The sequence below is a fragment of the Acetobacter farinalis genome (genome assembly GCF_011516935.1).
GTDB classification, from domain to species: domain Bacteria; phylum Pseudomonadota; class Alphaproteobacteria; order Acetobacterales; family Acetobacteraceae; genus Acetobacter; species Acetobacter farinalis.
Window position 1 is genome coordinate 1 of sequence record NZ_WOTF01000017.1, and the last position, 21,999, is coordinate 21,999.

Here is a 21,999-nt window from a genome sequence, read left to right on the forward strand (position 1 = left end):
TATAATCATGACAGACCCAACATGGGGAACGGTGGGTTCACACCCGCCCAGAAACTAAAAGCAGCTGCCTGAATTCTCAGTCAGAACCCCTCTAAAAATGGGGGGATTACCTCCTGTTTAAATACCGGGAGACGATACCTTTGCGGGGCAAAGGAGGGAATATGAAGCCGACAGGATTACACGGCTTCTGCTCAGAAAAAAACGTGACCTGGCGACCTCCCTGACGACTGGACCAGAAGTCAAACCTCTGGAACAAAAGGATATGGGCCGTTTTCTCTCTTGCACCCTTCAGGGTTCAAGCAAAAACAGGCCTTTGTCATGAACCTCCACGCGGACAGGGTGCACCATGACGAAGCAACGATGCCGCGCCATCTGTTCCGCGCTCTCGCGACCAGCAGTGACCGCAACACGCAGAACTGGGGAGCGGAAGATGCTTGTGTGACACCGCGATGGCTTTCGGTTTCAGTGTGATTGTGATTTGCCACGCACCCCGGCAACGGTAACAGTCCCCTTCCCTCTCGCTCTGAACATCCAGAGAAATCACGCGTTCCGGTAGCCACGCCTGCCTGTGAGAGCGTCAGATCTGTGGGAAGGCAGGAGGATCAATCCTCACCAATCTGTGTGTGAACAGCATGGCTGCCTCCCCCCGCATTGCAGAGGAACTTTTCACATCCCATCTCCTTGTAACAGGTGAACGCTGCACCTGTAGCGCCCACTGCAAGGAAGGATGACGTTCATGACAAAAGCGACCTCTACAGCAAAAGAAGCTTATGTCCGCGAATATCTTGGAACACCGACAGACCTGAAGGCCGACGCCGTGAAGGAAGTTGCGGCAGGTCTGGCAGATACACTGGCGGATGTTTTTGCACTTTACGTGAAAACAAAAAACTTCCACTGGCACATGAGCGGCCGCCATTTCCGTGACTATCATCTGCTGCTGGACGAGCAGAGTGCGCAGCTTTTTGCCATGACAGACCCCATGGCGGAGCGCGCCCGCAAGATTGGCGGCACAACGCTGCATTCCATTGGTGAAATTGCACGCCGCTCCAAGGTGTTGGATAACGATGCGCTGTATGTCACGCCGGAAGATATGCTGGCCGAACTGCGCGATGACAATCTGGCCCTCACAACCCGGATGCGCAAAGTGCATGCGGTTTGTGATGATGCCAACGATATTGCCACGGCCAGCCTTCTGGAAAACTGGATTGACGAGACAGAGCAGCGGACGTGGTTCCTGTTTGAAGCAACGCGCCCGGCATTCGGAAAGAACGGCTGAGATATCTACCCTGCAGCACCTGTGCGCAGGACGAGGAGGGTGCGGGAAGTTTCCTGCACCCTTTCTTTTTCAGGAGGAGCTTGGAAATGTTGCTTTTGCTTCTTTCACATCACTCTGAATTTTCAATCTTCCTGTGAGAATTTGTTTGGGCGATTTTCTTTCTTTTGCATAAGTACACCCACAACTCCGACGAACATACGCCACTTCCAAGAGTTTTCTTTCTTTCACAGGATTGAATCCATTTTCCTTTCTTACGCCCTTTAAAAAATACTTGCTTTTAGAACCCACTTCCTCAAAGAAAACCTTTTCGCTTCTCTGAATGCAGAACCCGACAGGACGTGGGTGCGCAGCCTTCTACAATTTTCTTCTTTCTGCACGCTGTATCATGCAGCAACAGACGAGGCTTTCCAGTCATAATACGGAAGTTTTCCGCTACAACTCCCCCACCCACCCCATGAAGCAGCACTTGAAGGCGTATTTTGCGTCCTCCTATGGATATACGCGATTACAAAAACACCAATAGGAAGAAGGAATATTTCCTTTAAATTGAAATAAACTCACTTACAAGAACAAATAAATATGGAAATATTTTTATAAATCATCAAACAATTTTCAAATGAATCAGAACGTACCTTCACCTGACAATCACTGTATTTCACGAACATGGTGATATCTACCTTTTCAACCTCCTGCCTTTTATAACGCTGGAGACTGATAGCGTTGCCTTCCTTTCTGAAATTTAACAAGAATCGAAATTTCACAATATTCTTTTTTATTTCAGATAGTTATGAGAGAACAAATTTCCACGCTCTGTAGCGTTTATTACAATTTCATATTCCTTTATTGCTTGAGGATGTTACACAAAAGATAGCACTTTTTTGAGAATCAGAATGAGTAGCTGTGAAAAATTTCTTACTGAATTGTAATGCAAAAAGAAAGCCCTGGAATGCTCTATGAAAATTAAGACTTGAATAAATAAGGAAGTTTCTCAAAGCCAATCCACAATACCCAAAAACAAGTACAACGCATCTTGTTCAGAAAGACGGGAATATCAGCTGATATCTTCCACATCACGAGGCTTTTATGACGACTTACTCTATCAGCTCAGGGAATTCCCCGCTTTCTGCAGATATGACTAGTGGAGATACCGCCTATGTAAGCTCTGGGGGAACCATGAGTAGCGGTAGTGTTAACCTCTCTGCCACCTTGTATGTGTACTCCGGCGGCACAACCCATGATGTCCTGATAGTCGATGGAACCCAGTACCTGTATCAGGGCGCCACAGCTGTTTCCGACAGAGTCTCTGGCAGTGGAAGCGTTCCGGGACAGATTATTGTGTCTGGCGGCGCAGTGCTCTCTTCAACGGCGGACGCGGGGGGGAATATCCTCCTCTCCAACGGAGGAACGGCTGATGCCACTACCCTCAATAATCAGGGCTATCTGGCGGCTGACAGCGGGACCAGCGCCACCAGCACCACTGTAAACAGTGGCGGATATTTTCAGATTTCTGGAGGAAAAACCTCCGCCACCACCATCAACAGTGGCGGCTATACGGTCGTCACCAATAGCGGACAGGCGCAGGCAACATCTGTCAGTAACGGTGGCAGACTTCAGGTCCAGAGCGCGGGTGTGGCAACCTCCACCACAGTGACGGGCAGCGGCTCCGTGCTTGTCTACAGCGCCGGACTGGCCTCCGCCACAACCCTGCAGGGTACCTCCGCCGGCATGGGACTGACGTCTGGCGGCACGGCCATTGATACTGTAGTGGGCAGTGGCGCCTTTGTCGCGGCGATTTCCGGCACACTGGCTGGCACCACCACCATTGATCAGGGCGGAACTGTCTACGGATATAGCAGCGGACCTTCACTCCTGACGCTCTCCGGCACCGTGAACGATGCTGGTACCCTTGTCAGCGGCACACTGGCGTCCGGCGCTACACTGACTGTGTCCAGCGGCGGGGAGGCCGCCGATCTTTGGGTGACGTCCGGCGGGACCGCCTCCATTGAGTCCGGCGCAACGCTTGTGAGTGACATTTATGTCAGTTCAGGTGGTGTGCTGGCACTTTCCAGCGGTGTCGTCATGTCCGGCGCAACCGTGCATCTTGCGCAAAACGGACAGGCCACGCTTGCTGCCGATGCGGGCGGCACAGTCATTCTGGACGGCAGCGCCAATACCGGCCTGACCATTTCCGGTCTTTCCTCCGGTGGCGTGCTGACAACGGTTATCAGCGGGTTTGATGGCACAGCGGCCGGAAACTCTGACGGGATCGAAATCAGTGGTCTGACCGCCGCTGACGTGACATCCGTCAGCTACGCCCCGACAGATTCAGACCATGTCACGCTGAGCCTGACAAATGGCAACAGCATCACGCTCACGATCGCTGGTGTGAAAAACCATGGCTTTACTTTGGAGACTGCCCCTGACGGTTCTCTTGTTTACGAAGTCTGCTTCCTCACAGACACCATGATCCGGACCCCGGTCGGGGATGTGGCCGTGCAGGATCTGCATGTGGGGGATGATGTCATCACCTGCACACGGGAGGGCACTCCGGCGGTGCGGAAACTGATCTGGACCGGAAAAGCCCATGCAACCGTACGCGTAGGCCTGCCTGCCGATGAAGCGGGATACCCTGTGCGGGTTCTGAAAGACGCTATTGCCGAAGGTGTGCCTTACAAGGATCTGCTGATTACGTCAGAACATTGCCTGTTTTTTGATGGCATGTTCATTCCTGTGCGGATGCTCGTCAACGGGCGGTCCGTTTTCTATGATACATCCCTCACCTCCTATGAGTACTATCATATCGAGACTGAAGAACAGTCCGTGATTCTTGCGGACGGGATGATGACGGAAAGCTACCTTGATACAGGAAACCGTTATGCGTTCCGGAGATCTGGGAAAATCGCATCCGTACGCCCGCCTGTAAAAAGCTGGGAAGCCGATGCGGCCTATCCGCTCACAGTGGCGCGGGATCGTGTTGAACCTGTCTACCGCACCCTGAGCGAACGTGCTGCCAATGTGGCATCCGATACGCTCCGCACTCCCAAAATCCTTTCAAAAGATCCCAATTTTCATCTCATCACCGAAAAAGACCAGATTATTCGTCAGGCCCGGAGTACGGGGAATACCGTGACCTTCATGCTGCCTGCCAGCGTGGACACCGTGCGGCTTGTTTCGCGCACAAGCCGACCGAGCGACATCATTGGGCCGTTCCTTGATGACCGCCGCGCGCTTGGCGTTCTGGTTGGCAAGGTTTCCCTGTTTGAAGGAGATACAACGCGCAGCATTACGGCACATCTGGAAACCCCTGACTTGCACGGCTGGCACGCACAGGAAAGCACCCTTTCCCGCTGGACAAACGGGCACGCGGTGCTGCCTCTGGGGAAGCGTGCATCGCGTGGCTTTGGTATGTTGTCCTTGGAGATTCTGGCGGCTGGGCCTTACGCTGTTCCAGACAAGAGTTACCAGTAAATCCAGCCCCGGAAGCAGAGCGAAACAGCACTTCCTCATGATCTCATGGGAGTTTCTATAAGCCTGAAAAAGCCTGCTTTCTTGCAGGCATGGCATAGAAATGCCTGCAAAATCATTCCCAAGGGCTGCGTTCTGCGGCCCTTTTTTTGGGCTCATTTTTACTTTGAATATCGATGATTACGTTAACTACACATTAATTGAGTATTAATTTCAATATGCGCATTGACGACGTTGTTATCGCGCGATATGCCGGGATCTCAATATACTGTATGCGAGCGTGCTATGAAGATATCAACGAAGAAAATTGTTTTATTTGGCACGTTCATCTCCTCCTGCGGCATGGTAGCGTCCATCGCACAGGCGCAGGGCGCTACAGCAGACGCAGCCACGTATACCGGAAAGGAAGGCCCGAAGAGGCCTGTCCCCCTTCGGAAAACACCCGTGCAGCCTCATAAGGCACGCCAGCCGGAAGCCGTAGAGGTACACGGCACGGCCACCCCTGTATTTTCTGGCGGAGCACTGGGAAGCAAACGGGAGATTGATACTCCCTTTTCCATCAGAACTGTGACCAGCGCGGAAATTCAGGAACGCCAGGTAAAATCTCTCTCCAGACTGCTGTCTCAGGATGCCTCCGTGGTGTCCAACGGGGATACATACTCCTTCAACGCTTACAGCGTTACCGTCCGGGGCGTGCCGCTGGATGACTATAACGGGTACAAAATCAACGGTGCGCCGCTTTACATGACCACTGTTGAATTGCCTCTGGAAAGTTTTGAAACTGTCCAGCTTTTAAAAGGTGCGTCCGGCTATATGTATGGCTTTAACGCACCAGGCGGGATCATCAATTACCAGACCAAGAAGCCCACGGAAAAGCGGACTTTTGAAGTTGATACAGGCTACAGTTCCGGCGCGGTGGCCAGCGAGCATATCGATACGGGTGGTCGGGTGTTGAACAGGGTTTTTGGTTACCGCCTGAATCTGACGCACGAAAAAGGGGAAACCTATAACGGCTCCCATGTCGAGCGCTATTCCGGTTCTCTGGGGGTTGATGCCCGAATTACCCGAAACCTGCTCTGGACAGCAGACGCAATTTATCAGGACAGGAAAATACGCGGCCTTGTACAGGATTTTTTCATTGATCCGCAGAGTTACCCCTCCACCCAACTCCCCGATGCCATCAGCGGACATAAGGATCTGAACGCCTATCCCGGCTCCATGTTTACATCACACGTTCTGTTTCTCTCCACCGGATTGAAATGGAAGATCAGTGATTCCTGGAAATTCCGTGTGTACTACAGCCACAGTCAGGACTGGCGCTCTTATCAGAGTGAGTGGATGTCTCTCAACAACAGGGCTGGAGAGTATGACTCCTACCTGTCTACAGACCCGCGCAGTTGGTCGGACTATAATCAGGCTCAGGGAATTGTGGAGGGAAGTTTTCACACAGGCTTTGTCAAGCATGACCTTTCACTGGGGGCCACATGGCAGGGTCTGACAAAATATCTGCCAACCCACTCGGAGTATGTGAATATCGGCTCTCAAAACATGTATGCGCCGATTATTCCCAGACCCTGGGCTGTCAATAATGACTCCCCCGTCTATCGGAACTACCGCTCCGATCAGGTCGGGCTTTTCCTGAGTGATACTGTCACGTTCGACAAACACTGGTCTCTTCTGGCCGGGGTGCGGTACACCAACTTCCAGCAGAACAGCTATAACAAGACGGATGTGAAGAGCACCTACAAAGTGAACCCCGTGACACCCACGGTGGCCCTGCTCTATCACCCGGTCCGGAACATGACGGTTTATGCAAGCTACGTTCAGGCACTGGAAAATGGTGGAACGGTGGGAGATACCTACAAGAATGCCCGCCAGACCCTGCCGCCCATCCGCTCTGACCAAGTGGAAGTGGGCGCCAAGGTCACGCGCAGGACGTGGGAACTGACAGGAGCGCTCTACCGCATTACACGGGGTGCCCAGTATGCCAATACAGACAATTACTACGTTTCCAACGGCACGCAGGTCTATCAGGGGTTTGAACTGAACGGGCATGTCACGCTGCCACTGGGGTTTGTGCTGACGGACAGTCTGGGCATCGAAGCCTCAAAATACAAAAAGACCGATCCCTCCATTCAGGGAAACACGGCGGAAGCCATTCCAACCTTCCAGAACATGTTTACCGTGACGAATACTATTCCACATGTGCCGGGTCTCTCGGCTTCAGCAGAGGTGCATTACACCGGCAGAATGTGGGGAGATGCCACAAACCTGTATCATATCCCCGGTTATACGCTGCTCAACCTGCGGGCCAGCTACCGCACCACGCTTGGTAAACACAGGGTAACGTTCAGGGCTGAACTGGATAACGTGGCAAACACGCACTACTGGGGTGTTCTTGCATCCGACTACTTCTTTGTCGGCGCACCCAGAACAGTCTATCTGAACGCACGGTTTGACCTGTAAGACCCGGCGGCCCTGTCAGGACGGGGGCCACGCCCCCCTTCCCTCACGCGGTTAGAGTTCGGTGAGATGCGGAAAACGTCTGATCAGGGTGTGTTTTTACCCGTGGTGCCAGCCGTTTTTTCGCGTTTGTACTGTTCGTAATCGGTTACGAACCCCGCCATACTATAATAGAGATTATAAAATTACTGCCACTCCTGTTTCCAGTTACATTGTTTCCGGCCACGGAGTATCGCGCGCTATTACACTCAGAGGAAACGATGGATGCCTCATCGCACGTTACTCCGTAACGCTTGCACCTGGCGTAAAAATTCCATCGGGATCTTATCATGAAAACAAAACCTTTTTGGAAATAAGAAAATATTTTCTTAAGAGCTTTCCTTATAATAACATAATCCATTCCAGACCATGCTTTCTTTCTGACAGCATGATTCGTACACCCCAAGGAGATATTGCTGGCAAGACATCCGGGTTGGCGATCACATCATAACGCTCGACTGGGAAAGCAATAAAAATATTGTTCTTCCAGTGATCTCGACCGGAAAAAAGCATATCCACGTCCGCCCTGATTTATCTGATGATAAAGCAGGCTGGCCTGTACGTGTGATGAAAAACGCTATTTCTGATGGCGTACCTTATAAAGACATGCTGATTACGCCCGGACACTGTCTTTTCTTTTATAATTGTTTTGTTCCTGTCCGCATGCTGGTCAACGGGGTTTCCATATTTCATGACAAGTCTTTCCACGCATATGATTACTATTATCTGGAGACAAATCCGCATTCAGTTATTACTTCAGATGGAATGCTAACTGAAAGTTTTCTGAAAACAAAAGAAGGTACGGTTATTCGTTCTATTCGGTGTCAGAATCAGACTTACAGCTTCATGCTGCCACCCAATACATCTGCTGTTCGTATTATTTCCCGCGCGAACCGCCCGTGCGACGTGATTGGTCCCTTTATTGATGATCACCATCTTATGGGTGTGGCTGTAGGAGAAATCAGCTTGGTGAGTGCAAAGAAAAATCTTTCAATTTCTTCTCATCTGAACAGCACAAAACTGGATGGCTGGCACAAAGACATTGGCTGGAATGGCGTTGCCTGGACCAACGGCAATGCGCTCCTGCCAATCGATAAACACCTGATTGATGGCGGTATAGCCATTCTGTCTCTGACTATCAGAGCAGTGGGACCTTATTTTCTTACAAATCAGAAATGTAGAAAGGGAATCTAAGGAATCTACTTGACGTATATGGGAAATATTTTACGAACCCATGAGGTAAAAAATATTCAAACACCCCCCCCCCTATACGTAACACTGAACATAAACCACCTTTAATTTTTTCCACATTATGAGGCTTTTATGACAACTTACTCTATCAGTTCCGGTAATTCTCCATTTTCTGCAAATCTCGCCAGTGGAGATATCGCCTATGTAAGCTCGGGCGGAACCGTGAGCGGCGGCAGTATCAGCTCATTTTCCGATATGTATGTTTACTCTGGCGGCACAACCAGTGATGTCTCGATATCCGGGGGAGTCCAATACCTGTATCAGGGAGCCAGTGCTGTTTCTGAAACAGTGGGGCCCGACTCTAATAACTATAATGCTGGCTCCGTGTTTGTGTCCGGTGGCGTCATTGCATCCTCAACGATAGACGGCGGAGGGATCGGCGTCACCGATGGTGGGATCGCCAATGCAACGACCGTCAATGCCGGCAACTTGACTATCGAGAATGGAATTGCCTCGGCCACCACTCTCAATGGCGGCCAAATGAACCTCTATAGCGGACAGATACAGGAAACACTTATCAATTCCGGAGCTCATCTTTTTGTCAGCGGTGGGGAAGCGACTTCCACTACAGTAGACGCACGTGGTGTGTTTACTATCTGGAGTAGTGGCAGCATTGCCTCCGCTACGACCCTGCTGGGTTCGGACGCAGCCATGGCGGTCGTATATAGCGCCACAGCTCTTGATACTGAGGTTGGCAGCGGGGCGGTCATGGCGATCGGATATGGCGCCACAGCTCTTGACACCGGGGTTAGCAGCGGAGGCTCTGTTTCAGCTCTTTCCGGCATACTGGCTGGCACAACAACCATTGCTCAGGGTGGGACTGTCAGCGGACTTAACAGCACAGCTTCAAACCTGATACTCTCCGGCACCGTAAATAATGCTGGTACCGTTATTGATGGCACACTGGTGTCCGGTGCCACCCTGTCTGTGACCAGCGGCGGGGTGACCAGCAATGTTGTGGTCTCTGGCGGGTTGGAAATCCTGTATCAGGGCGGCAGTGCGGTGTCCGGCACGGTGTTCGGAGCTGGCACCGCTCTGGGAACCCTCTTGGTTTCCGGAGGAAGTGCCTCCGCCACCACGCTTGGCAACGGTGGCTCTATGGACCTCCTGGATGGTGGGCAGGCGCAGGCAACAGTTGTCAATAGCAGTGGTACGCTTCTGGTCGATGGTACAGGTCTGGCGACCTCCACCACAGTGACAAGCGGTGGCCAAATGGCTATCTATGACACCGGGATTGCCTCCAGCACGACCCTGCAGGGCACCTCCGCTGGCATGGGGGTGTCGTATGGCGGTACAGCCATTGATACCGTGGTTGGCAGCGGGGCCTTTGTCGTGGCGGTGTCTGGCGGCACGGCCATCAATACCCAGGTTGACAGCGGGGCCTCTGTTACAGCTCTTTCCGGAACACTGGCGGGCACGACGACCATTGCTCAGGGTGCAACTGTCAGCGGGTTTAACAGCGTAGCTTCAAACCTGACACTCTCCGGCACCGTGAACAATGCGGGCACAATTTCTAATGGTACACTGGTGTCCGGTGCCACCCTGTCTGTGACCAGCGGCGGGGTAACCAGCAATGTTGTGATCTCCGGCGGGCAGGAAACCCTGTATCAGGGCGGCACTGCGGTGTCCGGCACGGTGAACAGTGGCGGCAATTTTCAGGTTTCGGGCGGGAGTGCCTCTGCCACCACAGTCGGCAATGGCGGCAAGATGGTCGTCAACACTGGTGGACAGGCGCAGGCAACGCTCATCAGTGCCGGAAGCTTGCTCCGGGTCCAGAGTGCAGGTGTGGCAACTTCCACCACAGTACTCTCCAACGGTAATCTCTATATCTATGACACCGGCATTGCCTCCGCTACCACCCTGCAAGGCTCGGGTGCTGGCATAGGCCTTTTTGATGGCGGCACGGCCATTGATACGGAAATTGGCAATGGTGCCTCCGTCGTGGTTCTTTCCGGAACACTGGCGGGCACCACAACTGTTGATCAGGGCGGGTTTGTCAGCGGGTATGAGGACCTGACACTCTCCGGCACCGTGAACAATGCTGGCACCATTGCCAGTGGCACACTGGCCTCTGGCGCCACACTGGCTGTGTCCAGCGGCGGGGTGACCAGCAATATTCTGATCACCAACAATGCGATAGAAGTCCTGTATCAGGGTGGCAGCGCGGTGTCCGCCACCGTGTCCGGAAGTGGCACCGCTCTGGGGTCCCTCATAGTTTCCGGGGGAGGTGCCTCCGCCATCACGCTTGACAGCGCCAGCTATATGACCGTCCAGAATAGTGGACAGGCGCAGGCAACATCTGTCAGCAGCGGTGGTACGCTTCTGGTCCAGAGTGCAAGTGTGGCGACCTCCACCACAGTGACAAGCGGTGGCCAACTGGCTGTCTATTACACCGGCATTGCCTCCGCCACGACCCTGCAGGGCACCTCTGCTACCATGCTGGTAGTATCGGGCGGCACAGGCATTGATACCGGAGTGGGCAGCGGGGCCTCTGTTATAGCTCTTTCCGGAACACTGGCGGGCACGACGACCATTGCTCAGGGTGCAACTGTCAGCGGGTATGGCAGCGCGGCTTCGAACCTGACGCTCTCCGGCACTGTGAACAATGCGGGCACCATTTCCAATGGTACGCTGACCTCTGGTGCCATACTGGTTGTGTCCAGCGGCGGAGGAACCAGCAATGTTGTGGTCACCGGTGGGCTGGAAATCCTGTATCAGGGCGGCAGCGCGGTGTCCGGCACTGTGTTCGGAAGTGGCAGCGCTATGGGGGGGATCGCAATTTCCGGGGGAAGTGCCTCCGCCACCACGCTTGCCAGCGGTGGCTATCTGACCGTCGAGGATGGCGGACAGACGCAGGCCACATCTGTCAGCAGCAGTGGTACGCTTCTGGTCCAGAGTACAGGTGTAGCGACCTCCACCACCGTGACAAGCGGTGGCACACTGGTTGCCATGTACACCGGCATTGCCTCCGGCACGACCCTGCAGGGCAGCTCCGCTCGCCTGGGAGTGCAGTATGGCGGCACAGCCATTGATACCGTGGTTGGCAGCGGAGCCTCTGTTATAGCTGTTTCCGGCACACTGGCTGGCACCACAACGGTTGATCAGGGTGCGACTGTCAGCGGGTATGGCAGTTCGGCTTCGATCCTGACGCTCTCCGGCACCGTGAACGATGCCGGCACCCTGACCAACGGCACACTGGCATCTGGTGCCACGCTGGCTGTTTCCAGCGGCGGGACTGTCAACGCCCTTTGGGTGACTTCTGGCGGGACAGCGCATATTGACTCCGGCGCAACGCTTGTGAGTGACATTTATGTCAGTTCAGGTGGTGTGCTGGCACTTTCCAGCGGTGTCGTCATGTCCGGCGCAACCGTGCATCTTGCGCAAAACGGGCAGGCCACGCTTTCCGCCGATGCGGGCGGCACGGTCATTCTGGACGGCAGCGCCAATACCGGCCTGACCATTTCCGGTCTTTCCTCCGGTGGCGTGCTGACAACTGTCATCAGCGGGTTTGATGGCACAGCGGCCGGAAACTCTGACGGGATCGAAATCAGTGGTCTGACCGCCGCTGACGTGACATCCGTCAGCTACGCCCCGACAGATTCAGACCATGTCACGCTGAGCCTGACAAATGGCAACAGCATCACGCTCACGATCGCTGGTGTGAAAAACCATGGCTTTACTTTGGAGACTGCCCCTGATGGTTCTCTTGTTTACGAAGTCTGCTTCCTCACAGACACCATGATCCGGACCCCGGTCGGGGATGTTGCCGTGCAGGATCTGCGCGTGGGGGATGATGTCATCACTTGCACACAGGATGGCGCTTCGGCGGCGCGGAAACTGATCTGGACCGGAAAAGCCCATGCAACCGTACGCGTAGGCCTGCCTGCCGATGAAGCAGGATACCCTGTGCGAGTTCTGAAAGACGCCATTGCCAAGGGTGTACCCTACAAGGATCTGCTGATTACGTCAGAACATTGCCTGTTTTTTGATGGTATGTTCATTCCTGTGCGGATGCTGGTTAACGGGCGGTCTGTTTTCTATGATACATCCCTCACCTCCTATGATTACTATCATATCGAGACTGAAGAACAGTCCGTGATTATTGCGGACGGGATGATGACAGAAAGCTACCTTGATACAGGAAACCGTTATGCGTTCCGGCAGGAAGGGAAATTCGCATCCATCGCCCATCCGGCAAAAAGCTGGGAAGCCGATGCGGCCTACCCGCTCACAGTGGCGCGGGATCGTGTTGAGCCTGTCTATCGTGCTCTGGAGGAACGGGCTTCTCTTGTAGCTCCTGATGTACTTCGTGCTACCAAGGTCTTTTCGGAAAATCTGGACTTCCATCTTGTCACGGAAAAAGGTCAGATTATTCGGCCGGCCCGGAGTGCGGGGAACACCATGTCCTTCATGCTGCCTGCCAGCGTGAACACTGTGCGGCTTGTTTCACGCACAAGCCGACCGAGCGACATTATCGGGCCGTTCCTTGACGACCGCCGCACACTCGGCGTTCTGGTCGGCAAAATTTCTCTTCTTGACGGAAACACGACACGCAACATCACGACACATCTGGAAAATGCAGATCTGCTCGGATGGCACACGCAGGAGAGCAACCCCGCCCGCTGGACAAACGGGCATGCCCTTCTGCCTTTGGGGGAGCGTGAACCGCGTGGCTTTGGGATGCTGTCCATAGATATCCTGGCAGGCGGGCCTTACGCTGTTTCAGACAACAGCGCTCTGGAAGTCCAGACCGCCTGAGCCAGACAAAAAAGGCACACCCGCGCCATCTCATGGGTGTGCCGACAATGTGAAAGCCTGCGGGACATACGATCCGTCCCGCAGGTTCGCAAGTATCAATGAATTACAGAAAACGTCTGATCAGGGTGTGTTTTTACCCGTGGTGTCAGATGTTTTTTCGCGTTTGTACTGTTCGTAATACTCATCCGCCATGCGGCGGAGCGCCGCGCCAATTGCGGCGTACTGATATTCATTCAGATTGGCGAGGGAGGCGCGGGCGGAGGGGCGACGCACCGCAAAGCCCACACCAGGCAGGAGCACCACGCCGGTTTCTTCCGCGATGCGGAACAGGATGGTCTGGTAATCCACGCGTGTCATCAGCCAGCGGGCAAAACGGGTGCCGTAGAGCTGGGTCGCGACGTTGGCCAGATCAATCAGGGTGTAATAATGCGTGCTACCCGGATCATTGGGCGCAGGCACGCCGAGGTCCCGGTAAAGGGCAATTTCACGCCGGTGCAGCAGGTTTTTCAAGGCTGTTTTGTAGGCCTGCCGCCCATCCATCAGCGCGAAGAGGGCGAACAGCACCATCTGCACCTGCTGCGGGGTGGAAAGCCCTGCGGTGTGATTAAGGGCGACCGTGCGGCTGTCCGCCACCAGACGGTCAATGAATTTCAGGCCGCGTACATCTGGCGTGAGCGAGGCATAGCGTTTGTCCAGCGCCAGTTTTTCCGCTTCCGGCAGATCCGCCAGAGCGCGGTCCAGCACGTTTTGCGCATGCATGGCTACCACACCCAGACGCCAGCCGGTTGAGCCGAAATATTTTGAAAAGGAATAGACCAGAACGGTGTTTTGCGGGCAGACGCTGTAAATGGAGCGGAAATCATCCGCAAAGGTACCGTACACATCATCTGTGACAATCATGAGATCCGGACGTTTGGTTTTGACAATTTCAGCAATGCGGGCCAGTCCGGCTTCATTCATCTTCACGGAAGGCGGATTGCTGGGATTGACCACCAGAAACACCTTGACGGCCGGGTCCAGCAATTTGTCCAGCTCGCTGTCCGGATACTGCCAGCCCGCTTCCGGCTCCGCATACACCGGCACTTCCTGCAACTGGTAGTCCCGCAGTTCCGGGATTTCCACATACGGGGTGAACACGGGCATGCCGATAGCGGCTTTGTCACCGGGGCGGATCAGCCCATTTTCCCGCAGGGATGCAAAAATATAGCTGATAGCCGCCGTGCCGCCTTCCAGCGCGAACAGGTCTGTCGTGGCATCCGGCATGGTGCCGCCCGCCATTTCCCGCAGCAGGTAATGACGCACCACCTGCTCGGAATATTTCAGCATCCGTGGCGGTGTAGGGTAATCACACCCCAGAATGCCTGCTGTCATTTCCTGCAGGAACGCATCGGCTGGCAGGCCAAGCTGGTCCCGCACATAGGACAACGCCCGGCGCAGAAAGGCCACGCCGGGTTCGGACTTGTGGTCTGCCACGAAGGCATTGAAACGGGCCTCTATGCCATCCTTCCGGGGGAAGCCGCCAATACCCTCCGCCATATAGGAAAAGGATAATTCTGATTCCGCCGTTGCGAACAGGCCGAGCTGGAAAAATCCCTGCCGGGGCAGTGTGGCCAGAAAATTGGGGTTGCCGCGCCCGGCATCCAGCATGGCGCGCTGGGCACGACCGGAAGCCAGTTTGATAAGCTGATCCTTCAGCTCGAACGGACTGAGGGTATTGAATTTTTCATACTCGGAGGTGTTGGTCATTACGGGTTCCCGAAGTAGAAGTGCACAAGTAATAAGCCGAACATGCACAAAAAACGCGCGCAGTGCGACCTCTGTACACGTGTTTTCCAGTAAAAACCCATGCTTGTCCCGTCGATGTGATCAGCGTTTTCTGTTGAGCATGCTCTCTGAGGCACACTGCCCCCAAAGCTGCAGGACAACGCTCTTGGGCTGACAGGCCCTCAAGAAGGCAGTTACAGCCTGTCCTTCTTTCCGAGTGGAGTGGAAAGCCGGGTGGCTACAGCCAGAAGGACGGCGGTAATGGGGGTGGCAAAAATAAAGCCCCACATGCCCAGAAACGCTCCGAAAATGGTCTGGGAGAGAATGGTCAGGGCTGGAGGCATGCTCACCGCGCGCTTCTGAATAAAGGGCGACATGACATAACCTTCAAAGGCCTGAATGACGGTATACAGACCCAGCACCATCAGGGCTTCCTGCGTGCTAACGGACAGGCCGATCAGCAAGGCCGGAATGGCCCCCACGAACGCTCCAAGATACGGGATGAAATTGGCAGTGCCCGCCACCAGCCCCAGCGGAAGTGCCAGAGGCATGCCGATGGCCCACAGCCCGAGCCATGTGAGCACGCCCACCACTGTCATATCCAGCATCTGCCCGGCCACCCAGGCAGAGAGAGAGTATGACCGATTGTGAGCAGCAGGGTGCGGGCCAGCGGACGATGCGCCTGAGGCACCAGCCGCAGAATTCCGTTGGCATACAGGCGTGGGGAAAGCGCGAAATACACTCCGGCAATCACGATCACAATCAGCGTGCCAACAGACCCGAAGGTAGAGGTGAGCACGTTTGTCATGGACCCGGTGAAATCCGGTCCTGCGGCGTGCTCTCTCGTGCCGGGCTGGTTGCCACCCAGAGAGGGGGGCACATGGTCCAGAATCATACGCCCGAACACGTTATCATCCAGCCGGTCATGCACTGCGATGGTCTGGGAAACCAGAGCGGTGCGCAGATGTGCGGCCTGCACCACAATCTGTGGCCCGAACACATGAACCAGCCCGCTGATGGCTGCCGCCAGCGCCAGAACCAGCACCAGCACCGAAAGCCATTCCGGCAGGCACAGCAGATGCGTGATCCACCGTGCGGCACCATGCAGCACCACGGCCACGAGAGCGGAGGCACAGACCACCATCAGAACAGCACCACCGGTACTGACAAGAAGTGTGAGCACGCCCAGCACCACCACAATCACCGCCAGCCGGTAAAATCGCGCCAGCGTGCGCTCCAGCGCCTGCACGGTGGCCAATGAGGCTTGAGAAGAAAGAGGCAGGAAAGGCACCGGGGAGGCTTCTGAGGGGGGAACCTCGGGGGTGTTCCCCTCGAAAATATCTGTCTCGAAGGCGGCAGCCTCAGAGGTGGTCTCAGGGATTACCTTACTGGTATCTGTAAGAGGGGACCGCTCCATGCTCCCTGCGCCTCCTGCTGCCTGTTCCAGAGCCGTGGGGTGAGATCATGCAGCGTTGCGTTACCCCGCAATGCTTTTATATGCGGGCTTCGAGTGGCGTGAGTGTCACACATGCGAGATGAAATGAGGTCTGGCTTTCACTGCATGGCAGATACAGGCATAACGGGCTTAGTGAGCCAAAAAGACTGCTATACAGGGACTGTCCTGTTATACTCAGGGGAGGAAGACGGGAGCGGCCTGCACCCTGCCTGCTATCTTTTCTCTGGAACTCTCCCCCGCTCTTTGAGGTCTGTGGCTTATGACGAAACCCGATGCTGCCAACCCGATGGATATGGCGCACCCCTGCCTGCTCGGGAAAAAGCGTCGGTGCGGGCGGCCCACCCCTTCAGGTGCCGAACAGCTTGACCAGCATCTGCTTGAAGTGGCGGCAAGCCTGTTTGTCGAGCACGGCTATGCGGGAACCTCCATTGACCAGATCGCGCGTAAGGCCTCAGCCAGCAAGCAGACGCTCTATCGGCGCTATCCCTCCAAGGAAGCCCTGTTCGCGGCTGTGATCACCAACCTCTCAGCCTCCCTGCTGCGCACCATGGCAGAAACACCGCTGAAAGACCCCCTGAAAGAGATGGAGCATGTCAGCCGCCTGATGCTGGACTTTATCGTGCGGCCCGATGCGCTGGGAACCTACCGGATCCTGATTGCCGATGGTTATCGCTACCCCGGTCTGATGACGCATGCGATTGAGAATATCAACACGCCGTTTCACGCCAATTTCCTGCGCCTTCTGGAAGCCGCAGAAAAGGCCGGGCAAATTGAACCCGGGCACGCCAACCCTACCACAGTCTGCCTCTGGACGGGCCTGCTGACAGGCTGGCCCATGAAGCAGAGCCTGTTTGGTCTCACCCCCCTGAAAGACAAAACTGAACGGGAAGCGTTTTTTGAACGCGCCTGGACCTTGTTCCTGCGCGGTGTGGGCGCGGACACAGGGGCTTCCCAGAAACGGTGACGCGGAACGGTATAGGGAGCAGGCAAGCAGGCCGCCACAATACCCCTGCACGGGATAAACGGACTGCGTGACCAGAGAAAACCCGGCGCCAGAGACAGGCTAACTTGAGGTTACATACCCGAAGTGCTGTTCCAGCAGTGCGACGTTCCGCAAATTGGCCTTGAAGGCGGCATCAAACAGATCTCCCGCCACCGGGACAGTATCCACCAGCGTTTCCAGCAGCACATTACCCATCATACGGGCCAGCAGGGATGCGGGCGCTTTCAGACGCCAAGCCTCCCATACGATATAAAGGGAGACAAGGCCCATCACGACAGGTCCCCCTACCGGCAGCAAGCCCACGAGGGCATCCACCCCTACCCGAAAACGTGTGCCAGGCAGGCGGAAGGCGGCATCCAGAACCCATGCCAGCCGTCTGATGCGGCGGAGGCGCTGCGCGACATCCTCCGCAGGGCGGGAAGAACCATTTGCGGGGTGGAACTGAAGCCCGGGCCGGGCAAAGGTGCGGGACACTGTCATACCCTTCGAGATGGGAGAGTGCGAAGGTGGTTTCAAGATGGCCTGAAATCCAGCGCCAGCCCGTTCATGCAATAACGCAGGCCGGTTGGCCGGGGACCATCCGGGAACACATGGCCCAGATGCCCCTTGCAGGCGGCGCAATGCACTTCCGTGCGCACCATGCCGTGCCGGCTGTCCTGTGTGGTTTCCACCGCTCCGGGTAGGGCATCATAAAAAGATGGCCAACCACTGCCGCTTTCATATTTGGTCCCGGACTCAAACAAGGGGTGTCCACAGCCTGCGCAATGGTACAGGCCGGAGCGCTTTTCATGGTTGAGAGGGCTGGATCCGGGATATTCCGTACCGTGTTCCCGCAGGATATGCTCCTGCTCGGGCGTGAGGGGAGCACGCGGGCCGCACCCGGTGGGGGAGCAGGACTGGGTCATGAGAAGGTTCCTTCATACACAGGGCACATCGGATTTTTGCCATGTTACACATAAACAGGCGCGCCCAGTAGAGCGTATCATTGCAGCATAGCCCCCAGCATACGGCGAAACCTGCCGGACAGGGCACCTGAAGGGATAGCCTGGAGAACATGTATCAGAACAAGACTTATTTGAATAAGGCGTCTTTGAAGGCTCGTGGCAGGAAACGATGTGCCAGAAAATTGTGCCAGAAAATAATGACGGGGAAAGACCATTGGACAGACGTTGTCGGACCATACCATCATGACAAGAGCCATTCCGCAAAAATCCAGTGCACCACGCCATCCTGACAGACGTAGAACGCAACGGTGACATGCGCCCTCCATGTCCTCTGGATGCAGTACCTTGCATCTCTCCCGCACGCAAGGCACTGTTCCGCCATGACAACGCCTGCCTCCTCACCCCCTGTCCTTGTCCTGTTTCGGGATGATTTCCGCCTGACCGACAATCCCGCCTTGCACGCAGCCTGCGCAACCGGCCAACCCGTGCTGTGTGTAGCGGTGCAGGACGAGGTTTTCAAACCTGAAGGCGTTATCGGCTGGTGGATGGGGCAGGCATGCACGGCACTTGCAACAGCGCTTGCCCGGCGGGGAGGCAGTCTTCTCGTCCCACAGGGAGAGACACTGCCGGTAGTGTGCGATCTGGTGAAAACCACCGGGGCCTCACAGGTTTTCTGGAACCGACGCTATGACCCTGCGGGCCGGGAAACGGATACCACACTGAAATCCGTCCTGACGGAACAGGGCGTGACTGTGCATTCCCTCGCGGCCCGACTTCTGCACGAACCCTGGACTGTCCGCACCGGTGCGGGACAGCCCTACCGTATCTTCACCGCATGGTGGCGCGCTGCACGGGAACTGGGAGAGCCGGCCCTCCCCCTGCCCGCTCCGGCAGAAATCCGGTTCGCACCTGTGCCAGAGCCATACTCTACAGCGACCACACCAAGTGCGCTCCACGCGCCAGATCTGCCTGCTGATGCCACTCTTGCTGCGCAATACTGGCCCTGTAGCGAGAACGCCGCACAGACTGCTCTGGATGAGTTTCTGGAAACCGCGCTGGTACACTATGAAACAGACCGCGACCGGCCGGACAGGGAAGGCACCTCTGGTCTCTCCCCCTATCTGCGTGCCGGACTGATTTCCGCACGGCAAGTCTGGCACGCGGCCAGAAAGGCGGAAGCCCGCAGCGGCGACCATCTCAACACCGAAAAATTCCTCTCGGAATTGGGTTGGCGGGATTTTGCGTGGATGCAGCTTTTTTATGAGCCGGATATGCCTACCCGCAACCTGCGCCCGGAGTTTGACCAGATGGCCTGGCAGAACGATGCCGAGGCCTTCCAGATATGGAAAGACGGATGCACCGGGTATCCGCTGGTGGATGCGGGCATGCGCGAACTCAGGGCAACAGGCACCATGCATAACCGCGTGCGGATGGTGGTGGCCTCTTTCCTGACCAAACATCTCCTGACAGACTGGCGTAAAGGTGAACGCTGGTTTTATGAACGGCTGGTGGATGCAGACCCGGCGATGAATGCCATGAACTGGCAGTGGTGCGCAGGCACCGGTATTGATGCCTCTCCATGGTTCCGCATTTTCAACCCGGTCGGGCAATCAGAAAAATTTGACCCTTCTGGCGCATATATCCGCACCTGGGTGCCGGAACTGGCAGCCCTGCCCGACAAGCTGATCCACACCCCGTGGAAGCTGGATGCCACCTTGGCGCGCCATCTGAAGTTTGTGCCAGGCAGCACCTACCCGCACCCGGTTGTTGACCTCAAACAGGCACGCGCTATTGCGCTGGAGCGGTATAAGACCCTGAAGCCCGCGGGATAAAGATCCTCTATCCACCAGCCTGTTTCAGATCATGCCCAGGCTGAGCGCATTGCGGATGGCCATCTCCGTGGTGGCCGCACCCAGCTTGTGCCGCACGACCCGCAGGCACAGCCGCACGACGGAATCCGGCATCTTGAGCCTGCGGGCAATCTCCTGCCCCAGAAGCCCCTCCGCCGCCAGCTTCAGGCAGGCCCTCTCCTCACCTGAAAGCTCCACCACACCGGAAACCTGAAAGGCAGCAATGCGGACATAGGCCTCATGAATATAATTGGCCAGAATCTGATATTCCCGCGCGTAACCAATGCGATTGATACCATCAAATTTGTGCTCATTTTCGCTGGTAATGGCAAACAGGCCGTATGATCCGCCAACACTCCGAAGGGGAATGCTCAGCCCCGCATTCCCCACGTTGAAATCCAGACCTTCCATCATCATCTTGTAGGAAGGCGTGCTTTTTTCAACCGAGAGTTCCCGCCATTCAAACGGAAGGCTGGTTTGCGTGGCACGCCGGACAACGGGATCAACAAAAAGATAATCTTTTTCGTAGTAACGATTTTTCCATTCTTCCGGGTAATTTGTGCATGTAAAATTGTCTGGGCGGAGAACGCCATTTTCCCCCATGAAATAATAGATGAAATTCAGCATGCCGCATTTTTCGGGCAGTGTTTCCAGAATGGCACTCAGCTCTTCCAGTGTCTGCGCGTGCGTGAGGGCGGCAACAAGCCCCTGCAAAACGCCGGGACGTATGACGCTTAACGGTGCTTTCCTCGGTATCATGACGCCACCTTGCCTCTTTTTTACCGGGTGGACGGGCCAGTATATACCCGAACCACTTACCTGAACGTTAATTCTTTAAAAGGCGCGCAGTTGCAGCTCTATCAGGCGCCGCAGGGCGAGAGGAGTCACATCCCACACACCAAGACACAGCTCCTGCTCCTCCCGCTCTCCTGAGCTGACGGAAGCAGGCATCCAGTCAAGCCGCCGGTACAGACGCAATTTGAATTTGGGATACACAGCAACAAGCTGGCTTACACCATTGCTGAACGCACGCGCGTAAACAGTTTTCAGCACATCCAGAGCAAGGCTCCGCCCGACAAGGCTCCCTGTATCTGCCGTAACGCTCAGACGGGAAAGCTCCCATACATCGGGGCTGATAATATCGGGACTGCCGTCAAAATACCGGGCAAACTCCTGCCGCAGCATAGTCTTGCCGGTTGTGGGGAGGACACGCACAGAGGCTATGCCGCCCCCGGCCTCATCTTCGGCCACGATATACATGGGATTGCAGAGCCGGTCATACTCATCTTCTGCTGGATTATTCGGAAACAATGCATCCCACTCAGGATGTTTTTCAGAAAACCATTCTCTGGACCGAAGTATTTTTTCATAGATATCGGCGTACTGGTCACGCTCAGCATAAGAAAATTCATAAACCATATAATTTGCCTGTGTCAGCCTTAAATCCACTCTGCCCTGCTACGCGCCCTTCTTCCGACATGGCTGGCTGAGCCCTCCCCCTCCTGCAACGCGCGTGGAGGCATGGGGCTCCCCTGCTCATGAACTGCTTTCCGGCCTCTCAACACCGGACAGCATACGGAGAGAGCCAAAAAGAGCCAATACTCTTCGTGATAAAGACTTTCTCTGAAGTACGTCACGAAAGAATCAATTATTCCGAAAAATGAGCCACTCTGGTATGGTGATTATGCAACAGGGCATGTGACTAATCTGGAAATGCGGCGGAACTATGC

At 55.3% G+C, this 21,999-nt stretch carries 13 protein-coding genes and 2 pseudogenes; 8 read left to right on the plus strand and 7 right to left on the minus strand.

Annotated elements, in window-relative coordinates:
• The first annotated feature begins 318 nt into the window (after positions 1-318).
• Both GOB82_RS10685 and GOB82_RS10690 read left to right on the plus strand, forming a co-directional pair.
• On the plus strand, positions 319-471 hold the full coding sequence (locus GOB82_RS10685; protein ID WP_166122905.1) for a hypothetical protein: 153 nt from the start codon (positions 319-321) through the stop codon (positions 469-471).
• Between the two features lie 265 nt (positions 472-736).
• Positions 737-1,276, plus strand: a complete 540-nt coding sequence (locus GOB82_RS10690; protein WP_166122907.1) for a Dps family protein — start codon at positions 737-739, stop codon at positions 1,274-1,276.
• Between the two features lie 69 nt (positions 1,277-1,345).
• Here GOB82_RS10690 and GOB82_RS10695 read toward each other — a convergent pair whose 3' ends face one another.
• Positions 1,346-1,564: a hypothetical protein gene (locus GOB82_RS10695; protein WP_166122909.1), complete on the minus strand. Its 219-nt coding sequence runs from the start codon at positions 1,562-1,564 to the stop codon at positions 1,346-1,348.
• A gap of 885 nt (positions 1,565-2,449) precedes the next feature.
• Between GOB82_RS10695 and GOB82_RS10700 the strand changes: the two genes are divergently transcribed.
• The 4 genes and pseudogenes from GOB82_RS10700 (at position 2,450) to GOB82_RS10715 (ending at position 13,252) form a co-directional block, all read left to right on the plus strand.
• A complete protein-coding gene (locus tag GOB82_RS10700; RefSeq protein WP_166122911.1) occupies positions 2,450-4,744 on the plus strand; it encodes a Hint domain-containing protein in 2,295 nt (764 codons plus the stop codon).
• A 282-nt stretch (positions 4,745-5,026) separates the two neighbouring features.
• Positions 5,027-7,207: a TonB-dependent receptor gene (locus tag GOB82_RS10705; RefSeq protein WP_242007356.1), complete on the plus strand. Its 2,181-nt coding sequence runs from the start codon at positions 5,027-5,029 to the stop codon at positions 7,205-7,207.
• A 406-nt stretch (positions 7,208-7,613) separates the two neighbouring features.
• Positions 7,614-8,437, plus strand: a pseudogene (locus GOB82_RS10710) (Hint domain-containing protein); the annotation flags it as partial.
• Positions 8,438-8,566: 129 nt separating this feature from the next.
• The gene (locus GOB82_RS10715) at positions 8,567-13,252 is read left to right on the plus strand and encodes a Hint domain-containing protein (protein WP_166122913.1); all 4,686 of its coding nucleotides are present in this window, start codon (positions 8,567-8,569) and stop codon (positions 13,250-13,252) included.
• A gap of 120 nt (positions 13,253-13,372) precedes the next feature.
• Here the strand turns inward: GOB82_RS10715 and GOB82_RS10720 are convergent, their stop codons facing one another.
• Positions 13,373-14,998 (minus strand): bifunctional aspartate transaminase/aspartate 4-decarboxylase, encoded by a 1,626-nt coding sequence (locus GOB82_RS10720; protein WP_166122915.1) that lies wholly within the window; start codon positions 14,996-14,998, stop codon positions 13,373-13,375.
• 212 nt (positions 14,999-15,210) lie between these two features.
• Positions 15,211-16,433: pseudogene (locus tag GOB82_RS10725) on the minus strand (AI-2E family transporter).
• Positions 16,434-16,731: 298 nt separating this feature from the next.
• On the opposite strand from GOB82_RS10725, the gene GOB82_RS10730 reads away from it, so the two are divergent.
• Positions 16,732-17,436 (plus strand): TetR/AcrR family transcriptional regulator, encoded by a 705-nt coding sequence (locus GOB82_RS10730; protein ID WP_242007359.1) that lies wholly within the window; start codon positions 16,732-16,734, stop codon positions 17,434-17,436.
• A gap of 99 nt (positions 17,437-17,535) precedes the next feature.
• Here the strand turns inward: GOB82_RS10730 and GOB82_RS10735 are convergent, their stop codons facing one another.
• Together GOB82_RS10735 and msrB are read right to left on the minus strand one after the other, a co-directional pair.
• On the minus strand, positions 17,536-17,955 hold the full coding sequence (locus GOB82_RS10735; RefSeq protein ID WP_166122917.1) for a DUF4112 domain-containing protein: 420 nt from the start codon (positions 17,953-17,955) through the stop codon (positions 17,536-17,538).
• 32 nt (positions 17,956-17,987) lie between these two features.
• A complete protein-coding gene (gene msrB / locus GOB82_RS10740; protein WP_166122919.1) occupies positions 17,988-18,380 on the minus strand; it encodes a peptide-methionine (R)-S-oxide reductase MsrB in 393 nt (130 codons plus the stop codon).
• A gap of 419 nt (positions 18,381-18,799) precedes the next feature.
• On the opposite strand from msrB, the gene GOB82_RS10745 reads away from it, so the two are divergent.
• A complete protein-coding gene (locus GOB82_RS10745; RefSeq protein WP_166122921.1) occupies positions 18,800-20,251 on the plus strand; it encodes a cryptochrome/photolyase family protein in 1,452 nt (483 codons plus the stop codon).
• Between the two features lie 24 nt (positions 20,252-20,275).
• Here the strand turns inward: GOB82_RS10745 and GOB82_RS10750 are convergent, their stop codons facing one another.
• Together GOB82_RS10750 and GOB82_RS10755 are read right to left on the minus strand one after the other, a co-directional pair.
• Positions 20,276-21,028, minus strand: a complete 753-nt coding sequence (locus tag GOB82_RS10750) for a helix-turn-helix transcriptional regulator (RefSeq protein ID WP_166122923.1) — start codon at positions 21,026-21,028, stop codon at positions 20,276-20,278.
• A gap of 75 nt (positions 21,029-21,103) precedes the next feature.
• Positions 21,104-21,688: an acyl-homoserine-lactone synthase gene (locus GOB82_RS10755; protein WP_166122925.1), complete on the minus strand. Its 585-nt coding sequence runs from the start codon at positions 21,686-21,688 to the stop codon at positions 21,104-21,106.
• Between the last annotated feature and the right edge of the window lie 311 nt (positions 21,689-21,999).